The organism is Blastococcus sp. SYSU D00922 (assembly GCF_054050495.1).
On the sequence record NZ_JBJGZL010000002.1, the window covers coordinates 225,865 to 247,041 of the forward strand.

The 21,177-nt window shown below is 75.9% G+C and carries 20 protein-coding genes; 12 read left to right on the forward strand and 8 right to left on the reverse strand.

The features are described from left to right. The first annotated feature begins 47 nt into the window (after nt 1-47). On the forward strand, nt 48-479 hold the full coding sequence (locus ACI78T_RS03745; RefSeq protein ID WP_456556955.1) for a MarR family winged helix-turn-helix transcriptional regulator: 432 nt from the start codon (nt 48-50) through the stop codon (nt 477-479). 99 nt (nt 480-578) lie between these two features. Then, a complete protein-coding gene (locus ACI78T_RS03750) occupies nt 579-791 on the forward strand; it encodes a hypothetical protein (protein WP_456556730.1) in 213 nt (70 codons plus the stop codon). A gap of 1 nt (nt 792) precedes the next feature. Here the strand turns inward: ACI78T_RS03750 and ACI78T_RS03755 are convergent, their stop codons facing one another. Then, nucleotides 793-2,919 carry a DEAD/DEAH box helicase gene (locus ACI78T_RS03755; RefSeq protein ID WP_456556731.1) on the reverse strand — a complete coding sequence of 709 codons (2,127 nt, stop codon included), beginning with the start codon at nt 2,917-2,919 and terminating at the stop codon, nt 793-795. A 277-nt stretch (nt 2,920-3,196) separates the two neighbouring features. On the opposite strand from ACI78T_RS03755, the gene ACI78T_RS03760 reads away from it, so the two are divergent. Together ACI78T_RS03760 and ACI78T_RS03765 are read left to right on the forward strand one after the other, a co-directional pair. Then, a complete protein-coding gene (locus ACI78T_RS03760) occupies nt 3,197-3,994 on the forward strand; it encodes an SDR family NAD(P)-dependent oxidoreductase (RefSeq protein ID WP_456556732.1) in 798 nt (265 codons plus the stop codon). A 77-nt stretch (nt 3,995-4,071) separates the two neighbouring features. Then, entirely contained in the window at nt 4,072-6,645 is a 2,574-nt protein-coding gene (locus ACI78T_RS03765; protein WP_456556733.1) for an ATP-binding protein, read from the forward strand. A 9-nt stretch (nt 6,646-6,654) separates the two neighbouring features. Here ACI78T_RS03765 and ACI78T_RS03770 read toward each other — a convergent pair whose 3' ends face one another. Next, nucleotides 6,655-7,383 (reverse strand): alpha/beta hydrolase family protein, encoded by a 729-nt coding sequence (locus tag ACI78T_RS03770; RefSeq protein WP_456556734.1) that lies wholly within the window; start codon nt 7,381-7,383, stop codon nt 6,655-6,657. Between the two features lie 80 nt (nt 7,384-7,463). Between ACI78T_RS03770 and ACI78T_RS03775 the strand changes: the two genes are divergently transcribed. The 6 genes from ACI78T_RS03775 to ACI78T_RS03800 all read left to right on the forward strand — a co-directional run bounded on the left by ACI78T_RS03775 (nt 7,464) and on the right by ACI78T_RS03800 (nt 13,190). Next, nucleotides 7,464-8,312 carry a tryptophan 2,3-dioxygenase gene (locus ACI78T_RS03775; protein WP_456556735.1) on the forward strand — a complete coding sequence of 283 codons (849 nt, stop codon included), beginning with the start codon at nt 7,464-7,466 and terminating at the stop codon, nt 8,310-8,312. Next, nucleotides 8,305-9,555 carry a kynureninase gene (locus ACI78T_RS03780; protein ID WP_456556736.1) on the forward strand — a complete coding sequence of 417 codons (1,251 nt, stop codon included), beginning with the start codon at nt 8,305-8,307 and terminating at the stop codon, nt 9,553-9,555. The genes ACI78T_RS03775 and ACI78T_RS03780 overlap by 8 nt, the downstream gene beginning before the upstream one ends. Next, nucleotides 9,546-10,478, forward strand: coding sequence for an MBL fold metallo-hydrolase (locus ACI78T_RS03785; RefSeq protein WP_456556737.1), 933 nt, complete (start codon nt 9,546-9,548; stop codon nt 10,476-10,478). The genes ACI78T_RS03780 and ACI78T_RS03785 overlap by 10 nt, the downstream gene beginning before the upstream one ends. Nucleotides 10,479-10,543: 65 nt before the next feature. Next, nucleotides 10,544-11,338 (forward strand): SDR family NAD(P)-dependent oxidoreductase, encoded by a 795-nt coding sequence (locus tag ACI78T_RS03790; RefSeq protein ID WP_456556738.1) that lies wholly within the window; start codon nt 10,544-10,546, stop codon nt 11,336-11,338. Further along, nucleotides 11,335-12,075 carry an SDR family oxidoreductase gene (locus ACI78T_RS03795; protein WP_456556739.1) on the forward strand — a complete coding sequence of 247 codons (741 nt, stop codon included), beginning with the start codon at nt 11,335-11,337 and terminating at the stop codon, nt 12,073-12,075. The genes ACI78T_RS03790 and ACI78T_RS03795 overlap by 4 nt, the downstream gene beginning before the upstream one ends. Next, nucleotides 12,072-13,190: a phosphotransferase family protein gene (locus ACI78T_RS03800; RefSeq protein ID WP_456556740.1), complete on the forward strand. Its 1,119-nt coding sequence runs from the start codon at nt 12,072-12,074 to the stop codon at nt 13,188-13,190. The genes ACI78T_RS03795 and ACI78T_RS03800 overlap by 4 nt, the downstream gene beginning before the upstream one ends. Before the next feature lie 7 nt (nt 13,191-13,197). Here ACI78T_RS03800 and ACI78T_RS03805 read toward each other — a convergent pair whose 3' ends face one another. The 3 genes from ACI78T_RS03805 to ACI78T_RS03815 are packed head-to-tail and all read right to left on the reverse strand — an operon-like array spanning nt 13,198 to nt 14,394. Next, nucleotides 13,198-13,641 (reverse strand): DUF5313 family protein, encoded by a 444-nt coding sequence (locus ACI78T_RS03805; protein WP_456556741.1) that lies wholly within the window; start codon nt 13,639-13,641, stop codon nt 13,198-13,200. Next, on the reverse strand, nt 13,628-14,119 hold the full coding sequence (locus ACI78T_RS03810) for a MarR family winged helix-turn-helix transcriptional regulator (protein ID WP_456556742.1): 492 nt from the start codon (nt 14,117-14,119) through the stop codon (nt 13,628-13,630). The genes ACI78T_RS03805 and ACI78T_RS03810 overlap by 14 nt, the downstream gene beginning before the upstream one ends. Nucleotides 14,120-14,172: 53 nt before the next feature. Further along, complete coding sequence (locus ACI78T_RS03815; RefSeq protein WP_456556743.1) at nt 14,173-14,394, reverse strand: hypothetical protein; 222 nt, start codon at nt 14,392-14,394, stop codon at nt 14,173-14,175. Between the two features lie 222 nt (nt 14,395-14,616). Between ACI78T_RS03815 and ACI78T_RS03820 the strand changes: the two genes are divergently transcribed. Beyond that, a complete protein-coding gene (locus ACI78T_RS03820; RefSeq protein ID WP_456556744.1) occupies nt 14,617-15,633 on the forward strand; it encodes a hypothetical protein in 1,017 nt (338 codons plus the stop codon). On the opposite strand, the gene ACI78T_RS03825 is transcribed toward ACI78T_RS03820, so the two are convergent. From ACI78T_RS03825 to ACI78T_RS03835, 3 genes are read right to left on the reverse strand one after another with little or no spacing between them, the layout of a single operon-like run. After that, nucleotides 15,630-15,971, reverse strand: a complete 342-nt coding sequence (locus ACI78T_RS03825) for a hypothetical protein (RefSeq protein WP_456556745.1) — start codon at nt 15,969-15,971, stop codon at nt 15,630-15,632. The two genes, ACI78T_RS03820 and ACI78T_RS03825, sit on opposite strands and share 4 nt — an antisense overlap. Nucleotides 15,972-16,022: 51 nt before the next feature. Continuing rightward, nucleotides 16,023-17,474 (reverse strand): NAD(P)/FAD-dependent oxidoreductase, encoded by a 1,452-nt coding sequence (locus ACI78T_RS03830; protein ID WP_456556746.1) that lies wholly within the window; start codon nt 17,472-17,474, stop codon nt 16,023-16,025. Nucleotides 17,475-17,529: 55 nt separating this feature from the next. Then, nucleotides 17,530-18,150 carry a TetR/AcrR family transcriptional regulator gene (locus ACI78T_RS03835; protein WP_456556747.1) on the reverse strand — a complete coding sequence of 207 codons (621 nt, stop codon included), beginning with the start codon at nt 18,148-18,150 and terminating at the stop codon, nt 17,530-17,532. A gap of 246 nt (nt 18,151-18,396) precedes the next feature. Between ACI78T_RS03835 and ACI78T_RS03840 the strand changes: the two genes are divergently transcribed. Next, on the forward strand, nt 18,397-21,165 hold the full coding sequence (locus ACI78T_RS03840) for an ATP-binding protein (protein WP_456556748.1): 2,769 nt from the start codon (nt 18,397-18,399) through the stop codon (nt 21,163-21,165). Nucleotides 21,166-21,177: the final 12 nt, after the last annotated feature.

Genomic DNA, 21,177 nt, shown 5'->3' on the forward strand with positions numbered 1-21,177 from the left:
ACGGACTGGTCAGAGTCTCTTACCGGTCTCTAGCATCGTCAAGCGTGATGGAGCCGCTGAACGTCGGACTTCTGCTGTTCCTGCCCTACCGGGCGATGGAGTCGCGCGTGTTCGCCGCGCTGGCCGACGCCGGCTTCGACGACGTCTCCCCCGCCCAGGCCCGGGTCTTCCAGCGCATCGCCCCGGCCGGCAGCCGGCTCACCGACCTCGCCGCCCAGGCCGGCATCACCAAGCAGAGCGCCGGGTTCCTCGTGGACCAGCTCGAGCGCGCGGGCTACGTGGAGCGCGTCCCCGACCCGGCGGACGGCCGCGCGCGACTGGTCCGCGTCGCCGACCGCGGAGCCCGCAGCGTCGAGGTCTCCCGCCGCGTCGTCGCCGAGGTGGAGGCCGAGTGGACGGCGTCCCTCGGCGAGCGGCGCATGGCGGAGCTGAGGGAGATCCTGACCGACCTCCGGGAGATCACCGACCCCTGGCGGTGACGCCACCCGCCGCGACGACGACCAGTGGCTCCGACGGGCGCCACCGAGCCCTCCGGGCGGGAGGGTTGCCCCGGTGAGGGACGTCTGGAGGTGGTGGACGTGGACGGTGCACCCGTCGTCGTCGCGGTCCTGGGCAGCCGCGCGGAGGCCGACCTGGTCGTCGGCCTGCTGATCAGCCACGGGCTGCGCGCGGCCGTGGCGACCGACGACGCCGGTGGCCAGGAGCCGCAGTGGGACCTGCAGGGTGTCCGCGTCCTGGTGCCCGCCGCCGACGAGGACCTCGCCCGCCGCCTCCTGGCGGTGGACGCCTGACCTAGGGCCGCTCCGCCAGCGCGTCGGTCAGCAGGGAGACCAGCGCCTCCAGCTGCACGTCGGCCGAGGACTGGACCTCCTCGTCGGACCCGTCCAGCGCCCGGGCGGCCAGCCCGGCCTTGCTGTCGATCAGCTCGGCGATCCGCGCGTCGATCGTCTGCGCGGCGATGATCCGCCACGCGGTGACCGGCTCGCTCTGGCCGATGCGGTGGCTGCGGTCGATCGCCTGCGTCTGCTCCGCGTCGGTCCACGACAGCTCGGCCAGCACGATGTTCGACGCGACCTGCAGGTTCAGGCCGACGCCCGCGGCGGTGAGCGAGCAGACCGCGATCGCCACGTCCGGGTCCTTCACGAAGGCGTCGATGTTCCGCTGGCGCACCGTCGAGGTCTGGTCTCCCCGGATCGACGAGAACCGGATGCCCTGCCGGGTGAACGACTCCTCCGCGGCATCCATGACGTCGACGTGCTTGGCGAAGAAGACGACCTTGCCGGCGCTGCGGGCCAGCTGGGCGGCGTAGTCGGCGGCCAGCCCGGCCTTGGCCTGCCCGAGGCGCCGCATCATGCTGAAGACGTTCTCGCCGGCCTCCCCGGCTGCCGCGTCCTTGAGCTCCGCCCGCGCGATGCGGCGGACGAGCTCCTCGTCGATGCCGTCCACGACGTCGTCGGACGAGCGGTTGGCGATGGCCGTCTCGTAGCGAGCCACCATGCGGCGGGCCAGTTCCCGCTCGGCCGCCCGGATCGACCGGCCTGCGGCGCCCTCCAGCTCCACCGGCAGGTCGGCGACCCGGCGGGCCGGGATGTCGGCGGCCACGTCGACCTTGCGGCGCCGGACGATGCCGCGCTCGATGACCGCCCGCCGGGCGGCGGCGTAGAAGCCGGGGTCGGCGGGCGTGAGGCCCGTGTCCTCGAGCGCCTCCATGAGGTCGCCCAGCGGCTTGCTGTCGTCGATCCAGCCGAGGAACTGCCAGATCGTCAGGAAGTCCTCGATGTCGTTGATCAGCGGGGTCCCGGTGAGGGCCATCAGCAGGGGCCGCGTGGTGCGGGCCCGGATGCGCTCGGAGATCTCGAGGACGTGCTGCGACCGCTGCGAGGACTTGTTCTTGATGAAGTGCGCCTCGTCGACCACCATGCCGCGGAACCCGAAGTCGCCGAGCCAGCCCACGTGGCGGTCGAGCACCTCGTAGTTGACGACGACGATGTCGGCGAACCCGTCGATGGTGTCGCCGTTGCCGTGGACCACCGTGGCGGGGCGGTGGGGCGTCCAGATCCCGGCCTCGCGCGCCCAGTTGGTCTTGACGACGTTCGGGACGACGACGAGCAGCGGGTAGGCGTCGGCGGCCTCGGCGGCGAGCAGCGCCTGCGCCGTCTTGCCGAGGCCCGGCTCGTCGGCGAGCAGGAACGTGCGGTGGCCGTCGGCCGCGGCGGCGACCAGCTGCGCCTGGTGCGGCATCAGCTGGCGGCCACCGGCGGCGCGCAGGGAGGTCGGCGCCGGCAGCGCCATGCACGCCGGCTCGCCGCTCCCGGCCCGCTCGAACGAGCGGAGCAGCGGACCCAGCAGCTCCCAGCCGGCCAGGCGGCGCGGCCGCACCGGGCGCTGGGGGGCCGCCGAGAAGTCGGGGGCGAGGAAGGGGTTGGCCAGCTGCCGGGCGACGACCGACTGCGGGACGACCCGGCGCTCCGGGACGAACGGGACGTCGGCCGGCTCGGGCTCGGCGACCTCCTCGGGGGCCGGCTCGACACCGACCTCCCGCAGCATCTCGCGCACCAGCGACCGGGCCGCGTCGCTGACCACGGCGTCCTCGGCGAGCAGGCCGAGGAGACCGGAGTCGCGCACCGCGGTCTTGGCCAGGATGGTGGCGACGCCGTCCAGGCGCTTGAGCTGCTCGGCCCGGTGCGCGGCGCTGCTGGTCTCGTCGGCCCGCACCTGGGCGTGCTGCTCGCGCATCAGCAGGGCGATGGCCTGGAACTTCGTGCGGACCGACGGCGTCACCCGGCCGCGCTGGACGGCGGCCTCGACCTCGCGCACGGCGCGGGCGAGCTCGGCGATGACGTCGCCGTCCCGGACACGACGCTGGTTCCGCGGGGCGCTGCGGCGAGCGCCGTTCCGGCGCTGGCCTGGTCGAGCCACGTGCTCCTCCTCCGAGATGCCGGGCACGGAGCGTGCCCGGCTGCCGTGCGGTCCCGCGGACGGGGTGCGTCCCCGGCCCGGTGGTGCCGAGCGCCGAGGGTCGGCGCCGCGGAACCCGGCGGACGGCCACGGCGGGAGACCAGAGCCGGCAGTCGACGACTGTGGCGGCGACCGCAGAGAAACAGGTCGTCGCACGACGAGCGGGGTCCACTTCGTGGCCGTACACCGCCATGCTACCGGCCGACGCCCCCGGAAGCGGCCCCCGACGGAGGACGACGTGCCGACGATCGTGCTGACCGGCGCCACCAGCGGGATCGGGCTCTCCGCCGCCCGGCTGCTCGCCCGGCGGCCGGTCACCCTCGTCCTCCAGGGCCCGGAGCCGGCGGCCGAGGCCGACGCCCGCCTGGCGCCCGTGCGGGCGGCCGCGGCCGACGGCACCGGGATCCACTACCTGCCCGCGGACTTCGGCGACGAGCGGGCGGTCCCCGAGCTGGCCGAGCAGGTCCTCGGCGTCACCGGGTCCGTCGACGTCCTGGTCAACAACGCCGGCATCCCCGGACCGGACCGGCGGACCCCCGGCCCGTGGGGAGCCGAGCGCACGTTCGGCATCAACTACCTCGCCGGGGCGCTCCTCACCGACCTGCTCCTGCCCGCTCTGCCCCCGGCGGGGCGGGTCGTCAACGTCGCCTCGGCCACGCACCAGACCGCCTCCCTGGACCTCGACGACCTGGGCTTCGAGCGGCACCCCTACTCGCCGGTGGCCGCGTACGCGCAGTCGAAGCTCGCGGTGGTCACGAGCACCGCCCGGCTCGCCGGCCGGGTGCCCCAGACGGTCGTGAGCCTGCACCCCGGCGTGATCTCCACCGGCCTGCTGCACGCGATGTTCGGCGGCGGCGGTGCCGGGGCGGACCAGGGGGGCGCCAACGTCGTCGCCGCGACCACCGTGGGAGCCCCGTCCGGGAGCTACCTCGACGAGCGCGCCGTCGGCCGACCGAACCCCGTCGCGCTCGACCCCGCCGTCCAGGACGCTCTGCACGCCGCGACCGACCGGTTTCTCGGCCGGACCACCGTGTGAGGTGCGAGCCCCTTTCCCGCCGCGCTCCGTGCCGACACGATGGCCGCCTCCCCTCCCGACCCTGTCGAGGACGACGCATGACCGTGGACCAGCAGGAGACGGTCGCCATCCGGACGCCGGACCAGCGATTGCGCGTGTTCGTGAGCTCGACGCTCGCGGAACTCGCGCCCGAACGCGCAGCGGTCGCGCGGGCGATCACCGCGCTCCGGCTCACCCCCGTCATGTTCGAGCTCGGGGCCCGCCCGCACCCGCCGCGCGAGCTCTACCGCGCCTACCTCGCGCAGTCGGACGTCTTCGTCGGCCTGTACTGGCAGCGGTACGGCTGGATCGGCCCCGGCATGGACGTCTCGGGGCTGGAGGACGAGTTCCGGCTCTCCGGCTCGATCCCCCGGCTGCTCTACGTCAAGGAGCCGGCGCCGGAGCGGGAGGCACGCCTGACCGGCATGATCGGCGAGCTCCAGGCCCAGGGGTCGGACTCCTACCGCACCTTCCGCACCCCGCGGGAGCTCGGGCGGCTGGTGCGCGACGACCTGGCGCTGCTGCTCAGCGAGCGGTTCGCGGCCGGCCACGGCGTACCGGCACCCGCTCCGCCCGCATCTGCGCCGCCCAGGCGGTCCCTGCCCACGACGTCGACGTCGCTGATCGGGCGAGAGGGGGACATCGACGCCGTCGCGGACCTGCTCAGGTCGCCCGGCGTCCGGCTGGTCACCCTGACCGGCCCCGGCGGCGTCGGGAAGACCCGCCTGGCGATCGCGGTGGCCGAACGCCTCGACGCCTCCTACCCGCGCGGCGCCGTCTTCGTCCCGCTGGCCTCCGTCGCCGACCCGGCCCTGGTGCTCCCCCGCGTCGCCGCCGCCCTCGGCGCCCCGGTCGACGGGAACCGCCGGCCGCTGGACGTCGTCGCCGAGCACCTCGCCGACACCCCCGCGCTGCTCGTCCTCGACAACCTCGAGCAGCTCGTGGGCGTCGCGTCCGAGCTCGACGAGCTGCTGGCGCGGTGCGCCGGGCTCACCGTCCTCGTCACCAGCCGCACCGCGCTCCGGCTGCGGGCCGAGCGCGAGTACCCCGTCGGTGCGCTCGACGTGCCGGCACTGCCGGAGCGGCCGGACGTGGACGAGCTCGCGGCGCTCCCCGCCGTCCGGCTGTTCGTGGACCGCGCGCGGGCGGTCCGCTACGACTTCGCCCTCACCGCGTCGAACGCGCCGGTCGTCGCGGAGATCTGCCGCCGTCTCGACGGCCTGCCGCTGGCCATCGAGCTCGCCGCGGCCCGCAGCAGGCTGCTCGACCCCGCCGCGCTGCTCGCCCGGCTCGGCTCCCGCCTCGACTCGCTCGGGCCCGGCCCGGTCGACCTCCCCGAGCGCCAGCGCACGCTCCGGGCGACGGTCGAGTGGAGCGTCGGGCTCCTGGGGGACGACGAGCGGCGGATGCTGGAGACCCTCTCGGTCTTCGCCGAGGGGTGGACGCTCGAGGCCGCGACCGCCGTCGCGGGGCTCCCGGAGGACCGGGCGCTCGACCTGCTCGACGAGCTGTCCGGGCACAGCCTCGTGGTCATCGACGTGTCCGGCGCCGGACCACGGTTCCGCATGCTCGGAGCGGTCCGGGAACTGGCCGCCGAGCGCCTGGCCGGCCGCCCCGACCGGGACGACGTCGCCCGGCGGCACGCCGCGTACTTCCGGGCGCTCGTCGAGGCGACCGACTGGCCGTCCGAGCGCCAGGGCGAGTGGGCCGACCAGTGGCGGACCGAGGAGGAGAACCTGCGGGTGGCCATCCGCTGGTTCTGCACGCAGGACATCGCGCCGCTGCCGCACCTGTTCCGCATCCTCTGGCTGTTCTGGCAGATGCGCGGGCGGATGCCCGAGGGCCGGGCCTGGATCCACGAGGTGCAGCGCCGGGGCGTCGCGCTGGACGACCGCGCCCGGGCCGAGCTGCTGGTCACCTCGGCCATGACCGCGGTCGAGGTCGGGGACGACGACGACGCGCTCGCCGCCGTCGAGGGGCTCCGGCGGCTGGAGGGACGCATCGGGGATCCCTACCTCGAGAGCGCCGCCCAGCTGGCCATCTCGTGGACCGTGCCGGTCGTCGGCGACATCGACGGCGCCCTCCGCGCGGCGACGGCGGCGCTGGACGGCTTCCGGCACCAGGACGCGCCGTTCGAGGCCTTCGCGGTCCTCACCGTGGGCGGGCTCGAGATGGTGCTCGGCCGGACGGAGGCGGCCCGGGCGCACCTCACGGAGGTCGCCGGGCTCGGCCGCCGGGCCGGGAACCGGTGGCTCATGTCGGCCGCCCTGGCCCAGCTCGCCGCCCTCGCGGTCTGGACCGGTCGCCTCGAGGAGGCCCGCCCGCTGCTGCTGGACTCGGTGCCCGAGGACGGCGCGGAGGTGAGCACCCTGCCGCTCACCTTCTCCCTCGTGGCCGCCGCCCACCTCGCGCTGGCCCGGGCCGACGCCCGACGGGCCGCGATCGCCCTGGGTGCGGCCGACGGGCTGCGCCGGCGGGCGGGCCTGCGCGCCTGGCCCGCGGCGCGGCCGAGCGAGGCCGAGCTGCGCACCCGCGTGACCGGCGAGCTGGGCAGCGACGCCTACACGGCCGCCCACGCGGAGGGCGCGGAGCTCGGCCACCGGGAAGCGATCGCGCTCGTCCGGGCCGCGTGACGCGACGGCTCACGCCGGCGCGGCCAGGTCCTCCAGGGCCCGGAGCACCGCGGGCCACGCCGGGCTCCAGGGGTCGATCACCCCGAAGTGCCCGCCGTCGACCCGGGTGAGCGCGGCCGCGGGGTGGCGCCGCAGGTAGGACTCGCTCACCTCGACCGGGACGATGCCGTCGTCGCGCCCGTGCACGATCCGCACCGCGCCGGCAGGGGACGGCAGCGCGGCGGGGTCCAGGTCCGGGCGGCCGGCGGCGTCCTCCCCTAGGAAGGCGGTCACGGCGTCGCCGTCCAGCCGCAGCTCCTGCGCGAGGCGGAGGTCGGCCACCGGCGCGAGGGCCAGGACCCCGGCCGGCGCGTAGGGGGCGTCGAGGGTGGCGGCCGCGTGCAGCGCCAGGTGGCCCCCGGCCGAGTGCCCGGCCAGCAGGACCGGGCGGCCGGCGAGCTCCGGCAGCCCGGCGACCGCCCGCACCGCGGCGCCGACGTCGTCCACGGTGAGGTCCGGGCGGCCGGGCACCCGCCGGTACTCCGGCGCCACGGTCGGCCAGCCGGCCGCCGCGAGCGCCTCGGTCATGGGCCGCAGGTGCAGCCGGTCGAACGAGGGGCGCCAGAAGCCGCCGTGCAGGAGCACCAGGACCGGCCGGTCGGAGGTCGGCTCCGCCGGGTACCGGAGGTCGGCGACCTGGTCGCGGTCGGGCCCGTAGCGGACGACGGCGTCGGGAGCCGACGCCGGCCGGCTCAGCACCGACCTGTCCTCCGATCCGCCAGCGACCACCGATCAGGTGTACCCGATCGGTAGCGTCCGGTCCGGACCCGGGAGGCGGCATGGCGATCGACGACGGCGTCCGCGCGATCGAGGACGGCGTGCAGACCGACTTCACCGCGCGGATGGACTACGGCGGCTACCTGGCGCTGGACACCCTGCTGTCGGCGCAGCACCCGATCAGCGACCACCACGACGAGCCGCTGTTCATCATCCAGCACCAGACGACCGAGCTCTGGCTCAAGCTGGCGCTGCACGAGCTGCGCGCCGTCCGCACCCACCTGGACGCCGACGACGTGCGCCGGGCCCGCAAGGGGCTGGCGCGGGTGAAGCACGTCTTCCGGACGATCACCGACCAGTGGTCGGTCCTCGCGACGCTGACGCCCAGCGAGTACACGGAGTTCCGCGGCGTCCTCGGCAACGCGTCCGGCTTCCAGTCCTGGCAGTACCGGGCCGTCGAGTTCGTCCTCGGCAACAAGAACGCCCGGATGCTGAAGGTCTTCGAGTCGCGGCCCGAGGCGCACGACATGCTCGCGGAGCTGCTCGACTCCCCCACCGTCTACGACGCCTTCCTCGCCTTCCTGGCCCGCCAGGGGCACGACGTCCCGCGGCCCGTCCTCGACCGCGACGTCCGGAAGGCCTGGGTGGAGGACGCCTCCCTGCTGCCGGTGTTCCAGCGGATCTACGAGGACACCACCACCCACTGGGCCGAGTACGCCACCTGCGAGGACCTCGTCGACCTCGAGGACGCCGTCCAGCTGTGGCGCTTCCGGCACCTGCGCACCGTGCAGCGCACCATCGGCTTCAAGACCGGGACCGGCGGCAGCTCGGGCGTGGACTTCCTCAAGCGGGCGCTGGACCTCACCTTCTTCCCCGAGCTGTACACGGTGAGGACGTGGATCGGTGCCTGAGGACGACGTTCCGCTGCCCCGCGAGTTCGTCGAGCGGGCCGCGGACCTCGACGCGCGCGACCCGCTCGCGGCCTACCGGTCGGAGTTCGTGCTGCCCGACGGCGTGCTCGCCTACCTCGACGGCAACTCCCTCGGCCGGCCGCTGCGGGTCACCGGCGGGCGCCTCGCCCGGTTCGTCGACGAGGAGTGGGGCGAGCGGCTCATCCGCGCGTGGGACGAGCGGTGGCTGGACCGGCCGACCGCCGTGGGCGACCTGATCGGGCGGGTCGTGCTGGGCGCCGCGGCGGGCCAGACGGTGGTGGCCGACTCGACCACGGTGCTGCTCTACAAGCTCGTCCGGGCCGCGGTCGACGCCCGCCCGGAGCGCACCGAGATCGTCGCCGACACCGAGAACTTCCCCACCGACCGCTTCATCCTGGCGTCGGTCGCCGCGGAGACCGGGCGCACCATCCGCTGGATCGAGCCGGACCCGGCCACCGGCGTCCAGCCGGCCGAGGTGGCCGCGGTGCTCTCCGACCGGACGGCGCTGGTGGTGCTCAGCCACGTCGCCTACAAGTCCGCCTACGTCGCCGACCTGCCGGCCATCACCGCCGCGGCCCACTGCGCCGGCGCGCTCGTGCTCTGGGACCTCTGCCACTCGGCCGGCGTGATCGAGACGGCACTGGACGCCGCCGACGTCGACCTCGCGGTCGGCTGCAGCTACAAGTTCCTCAACGGCGGGCCCGGGGCGCCTGCCTTCGGCTACGTCGCCCGGCGCCTGCAGGACGAGCTCGTCCAGCCGATCACCGGGTGGATGGGGCACGCCGAGCCCTTCGCGATGGGCCCCGACTACGTCCCGGCGACCGGCATCCGCCGCTTCCTCAGCGGCACGCCGCCGATCCTGTCGATGATCCCGGTGGAGGACATGCTGGCCCTGGTGGAGCGGGCCGGGATGCCCGCCGTCCGGGCGAAGTCGGTCGCCCTCACGGAGTTCGCGATCGACGTCGCGGACCAGGTCCTGGCGCCGCTCGGTGTCGTCGTCGCCTCGCCGCGCGACGCCGCCACCCGCGGCGGCCACGTCACCCTCGAGCACGACGCGATGAAGACCGTCGTCGACGAGCTGTGGCGCCGCGGCGTCATCCCGGACTTCCGGCAGCCCCGCGGCCTGCGCGTCGGCCTCTCCCCGCTGAGCACGAGCTTCGGCGAGCTGGCCACGGCGCTGGCGCACGTCCGGCAGATCCTGGAGGAGGCACCGTGCGCCTGAAGCTCGGGCGCCCCGACCTGCGGCCCCACGCGGGGCTGTTCGACGTCCCCGCCGCGACCGGCCGCTTCGGCGTCACCTTCCTCGGCGTCGCCAGCCTGCTCTTCGATGACGGCGAGCACGCGGTGATGACCGACGGCTACTTCTCCCGTCCCTCGCTGCTGCGCGTGGGGCTCGGGAAGGTGGCGCCCGACGAGGCGCGCATCGACGCCGCGCTGGCCCGGCTGGACCTCGGCGGCCGGCTGCGCGCCGTGCTGCCGGTGCACACGCACGTCGACCACGCGCTCGACTCCGCCGTGGTGGCGCGGCGCACCGGCGCGGTCGTGGTCGGCGGGCGGTCGGCGGCCAACGTGGCCCGCGGCGGGCGTCTCCCCGAGGACCGGATCCGGGTGGCCGTCCCGGGCGAGCCGATCGTCCTCGGCAGCTTCACCGTCACCCCGGTGGTGTCGGACCACTGCCCGCCCGACCGCTACCCCGGCGAGATCACCGCGCCCGTGGTCCCGCCCGTGAAGGCCGCGGCCTACCGCTGCGGGGAGGCGTGGTCGCTGCTGCTCGGCCACACCAGCGGCCGCACCGCTCTCGTGCAGGGCAGCGCCGGGTTCGTGCCCGGCTCGCTCGACGGGCACGCCGCCGACGTCGCCTACCTGGGGGTCGGCCAGCTCGGCGTCCTGGACGAGAGCTACCTCCGCGACTACTGGCGGCACACCGTCGAGGCGGTCGGGGCGAAGGACGTCGTCCTCGTGCACTGGGACGACTTCTTCCGGCCCCTCGAGGAGCCGCTGCGCGCGCTGCCCTACGCCGGCGACGACCTGGACGTCACCCTGCGGGTGCTGGGCCGGCTGGCCGCCGAGCAGGGCGTCGGGCTGCACCTGCCGACCGTCTGGCGCCGGGAGGACCCCTGGGCCGCGGGAGCGGGTGACGGCTGACCTGCGGGTCTTCCGTAGCGTGCCGGCATGATCTCCTGCCGCTCCTCCTCGCCCGTGGCCGTGCGATGACCCGCCGCGTCCTGATCACCGGCGGCGCGTCCGGCCTCGGGGCCGCGCTGGCCGCCCGGTACGCGGCCCGGGGCGACCGCGTGCTCGTCGGTGACCTGGCCGAGAGCGCCGACGTCCCGTCCGGCGCGTCCTACCAGCGGCTGGACATCACGTCGGAGGCCGACTGGGCCGCGGCGCTGGACCGGGTCCGCTCGGAGTTCGGCGGGCTCGACGTCCTCGTGAACAACGCCGGGATCGCGGCCGGCGGGCGGATCGACCGGCTCGGCGCCGACCACTGGCGGCGCGTGCTCGACGTCAACGTGCTCGGCGCGGTCACCGGCTGCCGGACGTTCGTGCCGCTGCTCAAGGAGCAGCGCTCCGGTCACCTGGTCAACGTCGCCTCGGCGGCGGGCCTGGTCCACCCGCCGGCGATGACCTCCTATGACGCCGGCAAGGCCGCCGTGGTCGCGCTCTCGGAGAGCCTGCGCTGGGAGCTCGGCCCGTGGGGCGTCGACGTCTCCGTCGTCTGCCCGACCTTCTTCCGCACGAACCTGGCCGCCTCCCTCGGCGGGGACGACCCGCTGATGGACCAGGTCGCCACCCGGCTCATCGAGCGGTCGAAGCTCGGCGCCGACGAGATCGCCGACCGGGTGGTGAGCGCGGTGGACGCGAGGCGGTTCCTCGTCCTGCCCGACCGCAACGCCCGGATCGCCTACTGGACCAAGCGGCTGGCGCGGCCGCTGTACGACCGGCAGATGCGCGGCATGGGCGCGCGCATCCACCGGGCCGAGCAGAACGGGGACGACCGATGAGCACGGTCCTGATCACCGGGGCCAGCTCCGGCCTCGGCGCCGAGATGGCCCGGCAGTTCGCCGCCCTGGGGCACGACCTCGCGCTCTGCGCGCGCCGCACCGACCGGCTCGACGTCCTCGCCGAGGAGATCCGGACGGCGACCGGACGGCGGGTGGAGACCGCGGCGCTCGACGTGACGGACGCCGAGGCCGTCCCCGCCGTCTTCGCCCGGTTCGCCGAGGCGTTCGGCACCGTCGACAGGGTCGTCGTCAACGCCGGGCTCGGCAAAGGCGCTCCCCTCGGCACCGGACGGGCCGACGCCAACCGCGAGACCGCGATGACCAACTTCGTCGGCGCGCTCGCGCAGTGCGAGGCGGCGCTGGAGATCTTCCGGCGCCAGCAGCGCGGGCACCTGGTGCTCATCTCCTCGATGTCGGCCCTGCGCGGGATGCGGAAGCCGATGACCGTCTACGCCGCCACCAAGGCGGGGGTCGCCTCGATCGCCGAGGGGCTGCGCTCGGAGCGGATCCCCGGCCTGGACGTCTCGGTGATCTACCCGGGCTACATCCGCTCGGAGATGAACGAGCACGTGCGGCAGAAGACCCGGTTCATGGTCGACACCCCCACCGGGGTGCGCAGCATGGTCGCCGCCATCGAGGCCCGCCGGACCAAGGCGTACGTGCCGGCCTGGCCGTGGGTGCCGATCGGCTTCCTCATGCGGGTGCTGCCGCTGTCCGCCGTCCGGAAGCTGACGTGACCTCGCCGGACGCCAGGGACGTCCGTGCCGAGGACGCCTTCGACGTCGGCGCCGCGGCGGCGTGGCTCGCCGCGCACGCCGACCGGGAGGCGGCCGGCGTCGACCTCGCGGCCGTGCCCGAGGTTCGGCAGTTCTCCGGCGGCGTCTCGAACCTGACCTACCTGCTGCGCTACCCGGACGGCGACCTCATCCTCCGCCGCCCGCCCAGGGGAACGCACCACAAGGGCGCGCACGACATGGCGCGGGAGCACCGGATCCAGACCGCGCTGGGCCGCGTGCTCCCGTACGTGCCGCGGACCGTGGCCCTGTGCGAGGACGCGTCGGTCGTCGGCACGCCGTTCTACGTGATGCGGCGGATCGAGGGCCCCATCCCCCGCAAGGAGCTGCCCCGCGACGTGCGGCTGTCCCGCGACGAGGTGGCCGCCCTCTGCCGGAACGTCGTCGACCTGCTCGTGGAGCTGCACGCGGTCGACGTCGCCGCGGCCGGTCTGGCCGATCTCGGCAAGGGCCCGGGCTACGTGCGGCGGCAGGTCGAGGGGTGGAGCGAGCGCTACCGCCGGGCGCGCACCTGGAACGTCGGCAGCTTCTCGACGGTCATGCGCTGGCTCGACGAGAACCAGCCCGGGGACCGCGCGCACACGCTGGTCCACAACGACTTCCGCTTCGACAACGTCGTCCTGGACCCCGACGACCCGACGCAGCCGATCGGGCTGCTCGACTGGGAGCTGGCCACCGTGGGCGACCCGCTCATGGACCTGGCCGGATCGCTCGGCTACTGGCTGCAGGCCGACGACGGCCGGCTCATGCAGGTTTTCCGGCGCCAGCCCACCCACCTGCCGGGGATGATGACCCGCGAGCAGGTCGTCGCGCACTACGCCGAGCGCAGCGGCCGGACGGTCACCCGCAGCGAGTGGGCCTGGTACGAGGTGTTCGGCCTGTTCCGCGTCGCCGTGATCGCCCAGCAGGTCTACCAGCGGTACTGGACCGGCCAGACGACGAACCGGCAGTTCCGGCTGTTCGGCGTCGCCGTCGTGCTGCTCGAGCTGCGCTGCCGCCGGATCATCGCCCGTGCCCGGCGCATGGACCCGGCCAGGGCCGCGGCCGCGGTGGGCTGACCCGGGGTCAGCGCCCGAGGCGCTCGCGGTAGCGGGCGGCCCGCTTGGCGGCGGCCGCGCGCTTGCGGTCGCTCTCCGCCTGCTGGCGCACCAGGCCGGCGGCGTCGCGGTGACGGGTGGCGGTGCCCACCGGGTAGCCGGCCTTGACCACCCGGTTCTCGACCGCCTCGGGCATGTAGGCCGACGAGTAGAACAGCGCCAGGGCCAGACCGCCGCCGGCGCACGCCAGCTTCAGCCCCCACCCGGCCGGGAGGAGGACGAGGAGCAGGGCGATCGGGACGGCCAGCTGGACGAGCGTGCGGACGACGTGGCGCAGCCACCAGGTGCGCGTGGTGGTGTCGTGCAGCACCCACCCGCGGTGCCGGGCCGGGAGCGCGCCGCCGAAGGCGTACCAGAGCCACCGGTGCGGAGCGGGGCGGAGGACCGGGTCCTGCACGTCAGCGCTCGCCACGACCGCTCCCCTCGCTCTCCGCCAGCGCCTGCTGGGACGCGGCGATGACCCCGGTGAGCGCGGCGTGCAGCGCCATCAGGTCGTCGACCGGCATGCCCAGCCGCTCCACGATCCCGGCGGGGATCCGCTCCGCCTCCTCCCGCAGCGCCTGCCCCTTCTCCGTCAGGGAGAGGGCGAGGTTGCGCTGGTCGGTGGCGTCGCGCTCCCGCCGCAGCAGACCGGCCTGCTCCAGCCGCTTCAGCAGCGGCGACAGCGTGCCCGGGTCGAGCTGCAGCAGGCCGGAGAGCCGCTTGACCGACAGCGACCCGTGCTGCCAGAGCGCCAGCATCACCAGGTACTGCGGGTGGGTCAGCCCCAGCGGCTCGAGCACGGGCCGGTACACGGCGACGACGTTGCGCGCGGCGACGGACAGGGCGAAGCAGACCTGCCGGTCGAGCGCGAGGACGTCCTCGGCGACGGGGGTCGTCGTGGTGCTCACGCGCTCCAGATTAGCTGGCGCACCAATCGTTGGGGCACCAAGCGTCTGAGGTCTCAGTCACGCCCGGCGTCCTCCCCGGCGCGGCTACCGGACCGGCCGTCCAGCCAGGCCTGGAACTCCGACCGCTCGCTGCCGCTGGCCCGCGCCGCCCCGAGCACGAGGAAGAGGACGCCCACCAGCACGACGCCGACGAGCACGACGAGGATGACCTCCCAGCCGAACAGCGGCGGGACGGTCATGCTCCCCGGTGCGGGCGAGCTCGGGACGGGCGTCATGGGACGAGGGTGCGCCTCCGCGCCCGCGCCCACACGCGCCGGCCCGACCGCCTCACCCGGGTGGGCGAGGTCACGCAGCGCGAGTTCCTGCGGCCCGGTGACCGGATCGTGGGCCCGGCACCGCTCCTCCGGGTGATGCCCGCCAGGTTCGCGGAGCGGACCGCGGTTTCGGGCCCGTAGCGTTCCTCTCCTCGGACCGAACTGCGTGGGGAGGCAGGTGGGATGAGCATCGAGCTGCACGCCGACGTGGCGGCAGGTGACCCGGAGTCCGTCGCGGAGCGGCCGGACCGGGTCCGCCCGAACGTCTCCGGTGACCTGCCGGGCGTTCTGGAGGCGGGGCCCATGTTCCGGCGCGTGGTCGCCGGCTACGACCGCTTCCAGGTCGACAGCTACGTCCGGTGGGCCGAGGACGAGCTCGTCGCCGCCGATCGGGAGCGCGAGCACCTGCTCGCCCGGCACCTGGAGACGCAGGCGGCCCTGGCGTCCGCGCGGGAGCTGCTGTCCCACTCCCCCACCGGCGGACGGCTCGTCGAGGCCTCCCGCCGGGTCGGTGCCCTGCTCGCCGGCGCGGCCGACGAGGCCGAGAACATCCGGGCCGAGGCGGAGAACCACCGGTCCGTCGTCCGCGCGCAGGCCGAGGTGCTGACCGCCGACGCACGCCGGATCCTCGCGGAGGCCCGCACCGAGGCCCAGCAGCTGCTGGCCGACGCGGAGACCGAGGTCGCCGACCGCATCGCGGAGGCCGACCGGGTCCTCGCCGAGGCCGAGCAGGCCGGACGGGACGTCCGGGCCCAGGCCGCGGTCGCGCTCGAGGACGCCCGCGCGGTCGGGCAGCGCGCCGCCGAGCAGGCGGAGGCGCTGCTCCGCCGGGCCGCGGAGGAGGCGCTCGGGGCGCGGCTGCGCGCTCGCGACGAGGTCGTCGCCATGCTGGCCACGGGACGCGAGGAGCGGCGCCGGGCGGACGCCGAGGCCGCGGCGCACCGGGAGGCCCTGGACCAGCGGGCCGCCGCCCGCCGGGACGCCCTGCTCGCAGAGGTCGCGGAGCTCGAGCGCCGGCGCGCGGAGCTGCTCGCCGAGCCGGAGCACGCCGCCGAACCGCCCACTCCCTCGCCCCGGCCCGTCCACCTGGGCGCCCGGGGGTACCTCGACCGGATCCACGACCGCATCGGCGCGCACGCGGTCCCGTGGCGGTCGACGCCCCGCGTCCCGGCGGGCACCCGCGGCAGGAGCGCGGCCTAGCCCCGTTCCGGGCGGCCGAGCAGCCGGCCGACGCAGGCCACGGGCGCCCGGACCGACCAGCCGGCCACCCGCCACGGAAGCCCGGCCAGGACGCGGGTGGCGCGGGCGCCGAGCAGCCAGAGGTCGGCGTACTCGGCCGGCCGCGGACCCGTCGGGGGCGTCGCCGCCGGCTGTGCCGGTGGGGCGTCGGGCAGCAGCACGTCGACGGCGGTGCGCCGGCGAGGAGCCCGCAGCGAGGCGAAGGACGGGATGGCGGGAGCGTCCGGCGTGGCCCCGTCCCGGTCAGCGGACCGGGAGGCGGCGTCCTCGTGCGGGCGGCCGTGGGAAGAGTTCGGCATGGCCCCCTCCACGGTAGGGGTCCGCCGCCGGGCCGCCACCGGGAGGTCGGGTCACCCCGCCGATCGCCGCTCCTCCGCCGCGCCGTAGATGGCCGTGGCCTGCGCGCTGGCCAGGCGGGCGTCCTCCTCGCGGACCACCGACAGCTGCGTCTCGTCGGGCGGCAGCAAGGTCTGGAACGCCCAGTCGAGGGCCACCCGGACGCGGTTGGACACCGCCGGGAGGACCAGCAGGTGGTACCCGCGGGTGACGAGCTTCGCGACGGGCCCGGTCAGCCGGATGCCGAGCGGCCGGGCCACCGCGTCGAAGCCGCCGAGGTCCGCGACCAGGCCCAGGTCGCGGTGCCGGTACGGGCGGGCGGTGCCGAACCCCAGGGCCGCGGCGATGTTGCGCCCCACCGCGGTGCCCTGCCGCTGGGCGTGCTGCGCCGTCGGCTGGGTGTCGGGCAGCTCGCCGTCCTCGCCCGGGCGCGCCGCGAGGTCGGGCACCGCGGCCGCGTCGCCGGCCGCCCAGAGGCCCTCGACCCCCGGGACCGAGAGGTCGGGCTCGGTGACCAGGCGGCCCCGCCGGGTCGGCAGGCCGAGCCCGGCGACGAGCGGGCTGGCCACGACCCCCGCGCCCCAGACCAGGGTGCGGGTGGCGATCGCCGTCCCGTCGGTGAGGACGACGCCGTCGTCGTCGGCCGAGCGGACGCTGGTGCTCAGGCGGACGTCGACACCCCTGCGCCGCAGCACGCCGAGGGCGTGCTCGCCCAGCTGGGGCCCCAGCTCCGGCAGCACCGCCGGGGCCACGTCCACCAGCACCCAGCGCACATCACGGGCGCGGGTGTGGTCCCAGCGGCGCTCGATGCGGGTCAACCAGCGGTGCGCCTGGGCGACGAACTCCGTCCCGGTGTAGCCGGCACCGACCGCGACGACCGTGAGCATCGCCGCCCGCGCCGCCCGCCCCTCCGCGGTGTCGGGCTGGGCGTCGGCGAGGTCCAGCTGCTCGAGCAGGTGGTCGCGCAGGTAGACCGCCTCGACCAGGGTCTTGAGGCCACGGGCGTGCTCCGGGACGCCGGGGATCTCGAACTGCCGGGTGATCGACCCCGGGGTCAGGACCAGGTGGTCCCACTCGAACCGCTGCTCCAGGTCCCCGCGGCGCACGGTGATCGTCCGCGCGGCCAGGTCGACGTCCTGCACGCGGCCGAGCACCAGCCGCACCCGCCGCAGGGGGCGGCGCAGCGACACGGCGATGTGCCGGGCCTCGACGACGCCGGTGGCGACCTCCGGCAGCAGGGGGCTGTAGAGGAAGTAGTCGTTGGGGTTCACGAGCAGCAGCTCGGCACTCCCCCGGGGGACGTGCCGCTGCAGGGAGCGCAGCGCGTAGAAGCCGGCGAAGCCCCCGCCGACGACGACCACCCGCGGCGGGCGCCCCGGGCCGCTCGGGGCGGGCGTGCCCTCGGCGGCCGCGCGGGGCCGGGGAAGGCGGAGGGAGGGACGACGGCGAGCAGGCGTGCCGGTCATGCCGGGATGCTTCCACCGCCGGCGGCTGCGGGACACCCCTCCGATCGTGGCCGGGTCAGGTCCGGTGGTCGTCCCCGGCGCCGGCCCCCGGACCGGCCCCGAGCAGGCCGCGGGTGGTTCCCAGGGCGTCGTCCACGGCGGCCTGGAGCGAGTCCCGCTCCCCCGCCCGCCACGAGCGGACGGCGGTGCGGAGCACCAGCAGGCCGAGCCCCGCCTCTAGCCGCACGGCCGCGTCGGACGGCGGCACGCCGCGCAGGCCGGCCAGGCCCTCCGCCAGCTCCGCCTCCATCTCCCGCTGCACGACCAGGGTCCGGTGCAGGAGCCGCTCGTTCCCCAGGACGATCTCGTCGCGGAGGGCGAGCAGCTCGCTCTGCGACTCGAGGAACCCGGCGAAGCGGGTCAGCACGGCAGCGAGGCGCGCCTGCTCCGGCACACCGGCCGCGGCCTCGATCGACGCCCGGAGCGCCGCCGCGAAGGTCTCCCGGTAGGAGAAGACGACCCCCTCCTTGGTGCCGAAGTGCCGGTAGAAGGTGGCCGGGCCGACGCCCGCCTCGGCGCAGACGTCCTCCACGGTCACCCGGTCGAACCCGCGGCTGCGGAAGAGCTCGAGGGCGACCTGCTCGATGTGGGCGCTGCGCTGCTCGCGCGCCCGCGCACGCCCCGACGTCCCCCGCATGGCACCTCACAGCCCCCCGACGGACCGGACGGGATCCCGTCGGCGCCGGCCGAGCGTACGGCGGATGCCCCCTCGACACAGCGTGACGGCGACCCGCGACGGGGACGGCTTCCCGCGCGCGCGGACCGACACCCGTTCCGCTGCGCCGTCGCGAGAGGGACTCTCACTCCCGTCGGCGCTCCGTGACCACGCGGCGGCGGCCGATGAGGCACCCCAGCCCGTTCCCGAGATCTGGCGGTGTGCAGCATGCGGAGTACCAGTTCCTGGCCCGGGCTGCTGGGGCGCCGGGACGAGTGCGAGGCCCTGAGCGGCCTCGTGGCCGCCGCCAAGGCGGGGCGCAGCCAGGTCCTCGTGCTGCGCGGTGAGGCGGGGATCGGCAAGACGGCGCTGCTGGAGTTCCTCCTGCGTCGCGCGACGGGGTGCCGCATCGGCCGTGCCGCCGGTGTGGAGTCGGAGATGGAACTGGCGTTCGCCGGCCTGCACCAGCTCTGCGGCCCGTTCCTGGACCGGCTGCCCACGCTCCCCGGACCGCAGCGGGAGGCGCTGTGCACCGCCTTCGGCCTCCGCTCGGGTCCGGCTCCCGACCGCTTCCTCGTCGGCCTGGCCGTGCTGACCCTGCTGTCCGAGGTGGCCGAGGAACGGCCGCTGGTCTGCGTCGTGGACGACGCCCAGTGGCTCGACCGGGCCTCGACGCAGACGCTGGAGTTCGTCGCGCGGCGGCTGGCCGCGGAGCCGGTGGCCGTGGTGTTCGCCGTCCGGCCCTCCGACCGGGAACCGCTGCTCCTGGGCCTGCCCGAGCTCCTCGTCCGGGGCCTGCGGACGAGCGACGCCGCCGCGCTGCTGGAGTCGGCCGTGACCGGGGCTCTCGATCCCCGGGTGCGCGACCGCATCGTGGCCGAGAGCCACGGGAACCCCCTCGCGCTGCTGGAGCTGCCGCAGGGGCGCACACCGGCCGACCTCGCCGGCGGGTTCGGCCTTCCCGAGGCGGCGCCGCTGACGGGGCGCATCGAGGACAGCTTCCGGCTGCGGCTCGAGGCGCTGCCGGCCGACACGCGCGAGCTGCTGCTCGTCGCCGCGGCGGACCCGGTCGGCGATCCCGTGCTGGTCTGGCGGGCGGCGGAGCGGCTCGGGATCGACGCGGGAGCGGAGGCACCGGCGGCCGAGGCGGGTCTCGTCGAGATCGGCACGAGCGTGCGGTTCCGGCACCCGCTCGTGCGGTCGGCTGTCTACCGGGCCGCGCCCGCGGAGCGACGACGGGCCGCCCACGCTGCGCTGGCCGCGACCACCGACCCCGCGACCGACCCCGACCGCCGCGCCTGGCACCGGGCGCAGGCGATCCCCGGCCTCGACGAGGAGGTGGCCGAGGAGCTGGAGCGGTCGGCCGCCCGGGCCCGGGCCCGGGGCGGGCAGGCAGCCGCGGCGGCCTTCCTCGAGCGGGCCGTGGCGCTGACCCCGGATCCCGCGCGCCGGGCCCGGCGCGCCCTGGCCGCGGCGCACGGCAAGAACCTCGCCGGAGCGCCGGAGCAGGCCCTGCAGCTGCTGGCCACGGCACGGGCCGGGCCGCTCGACGAGCTGGACGAGGCACGGGCGGACCTGCTGCACGCCCAGATCACGTTCGCCGCCACCCACGGCCGGGACGCCCCGCGGCTGCTCCTCTCGGCCGCCCGGCGGCTGGAGCCGCTGGACGCGTCGCTGGCGCGGGCGACCTACGTCGACGCCTTCTCCGCCGCGGTCGCCGCCGGGCGGGAGGCCCGTGGCGCGGACCTCCGCGACGTCGCCACCGCGTTCCTCGCCGCCGGCTGGGCAGCCGACGCCGGCGGGCTGCCGCGGCCGTGCGCGCTGCTCCTCGACGGGCTGGCGCTCCTGGTGACCGAGGGGTACGACGCCGGCGTCCCCGTCCTGCGGGAGTCCCTCGCCGCGTTCCGGGAGGACGTGATCCCCGAGGAGGACGCGCTGCGCTGGCTGTGGCTGGCCTGCCGCACCGCCCGCGCGCTCTTCGACGACGCGAGCTGGGACGTCCTGTCGGAGCGCCAGGTGCAGGTCGCGCGCCGCACCGGCGCCCTGTCGCTGCTGCCGACGGCGTTGACCGAGCGCTTCAGCATGCAGCTGTTCGCCGGCAACCTCGCCGCCGCGACGGCGCTGGCCGGCGAGGCGGCCGCGGTGACCGAGGCGATCGGCAGCCGCGTGACCCCCTACGGCTCGGTCTCGCTGGCGACCTGGCGCGGGCGGGAGACCGAGGCACGGGCGCTGATCGAGGCCGGCCGCGCGGACGTCCTGCGCCGCGGCGAGGGGCTGTGGCTGATCTCCGCCGACTGGACCATGGCGGTGCTGCTGATCGGCCTGGGCCGCTACGGGGAGGCATTGGACGCGGCGGAGGGGGCGGCCCGGCACGCCGAGGGGCTCGAGCTCTGGACCTGGGTGTGGCCCGAGGTCGTCGAGGCGTCCGTCCGCAGCGGCCGCCCGGAGCGGGCCACCGGGCCGGCGGCGAGCTTCGCCGGCTTCGCCCGGGCGAGCGGCAGCGACTGGGCCCTCGGCGTCGAGGCCCGGTGCCGGGCCCTCCTCGCCGACCACGACGAGGTGGAGGCCCTCTACCGGGAGTCGATCGACCGGTTGGCCCGCACGCGCATCCAGGTCGCCCTCGCTCGGAGCCGGCTGCTCTACGGCGAGTGGCTGCGGCGCGAGGGACGCCGGACCGACGCCCGGGAGCAGCTGCGCGCGGCCCACCGCTCGTTCGTCGACATCGGCATGGAGGCGTTCGCCGAACGCGCCCGGCAAGAGCTCACCGCCACCGGCGCGACGGCCCGGCGGCGGGTCGTCGCCACGCTGGACGAGCTGACCGCGCAGGAGGCGCAGATCGCCCGGCTCGCCGGCGAGCGGCTGACCAACCCGGAGATCGGCACGCAGCTGTTCCTCAGCCCGCGCACGGTCGAGTGGCACTTGCGCAAGGTCTTCACCAAGCTCGGCGTCACCTCGCGGCGGGAGCTCGTCGCTGCCCTCGCGCGCACCTCTGCCTGACGCCCGGCGCAC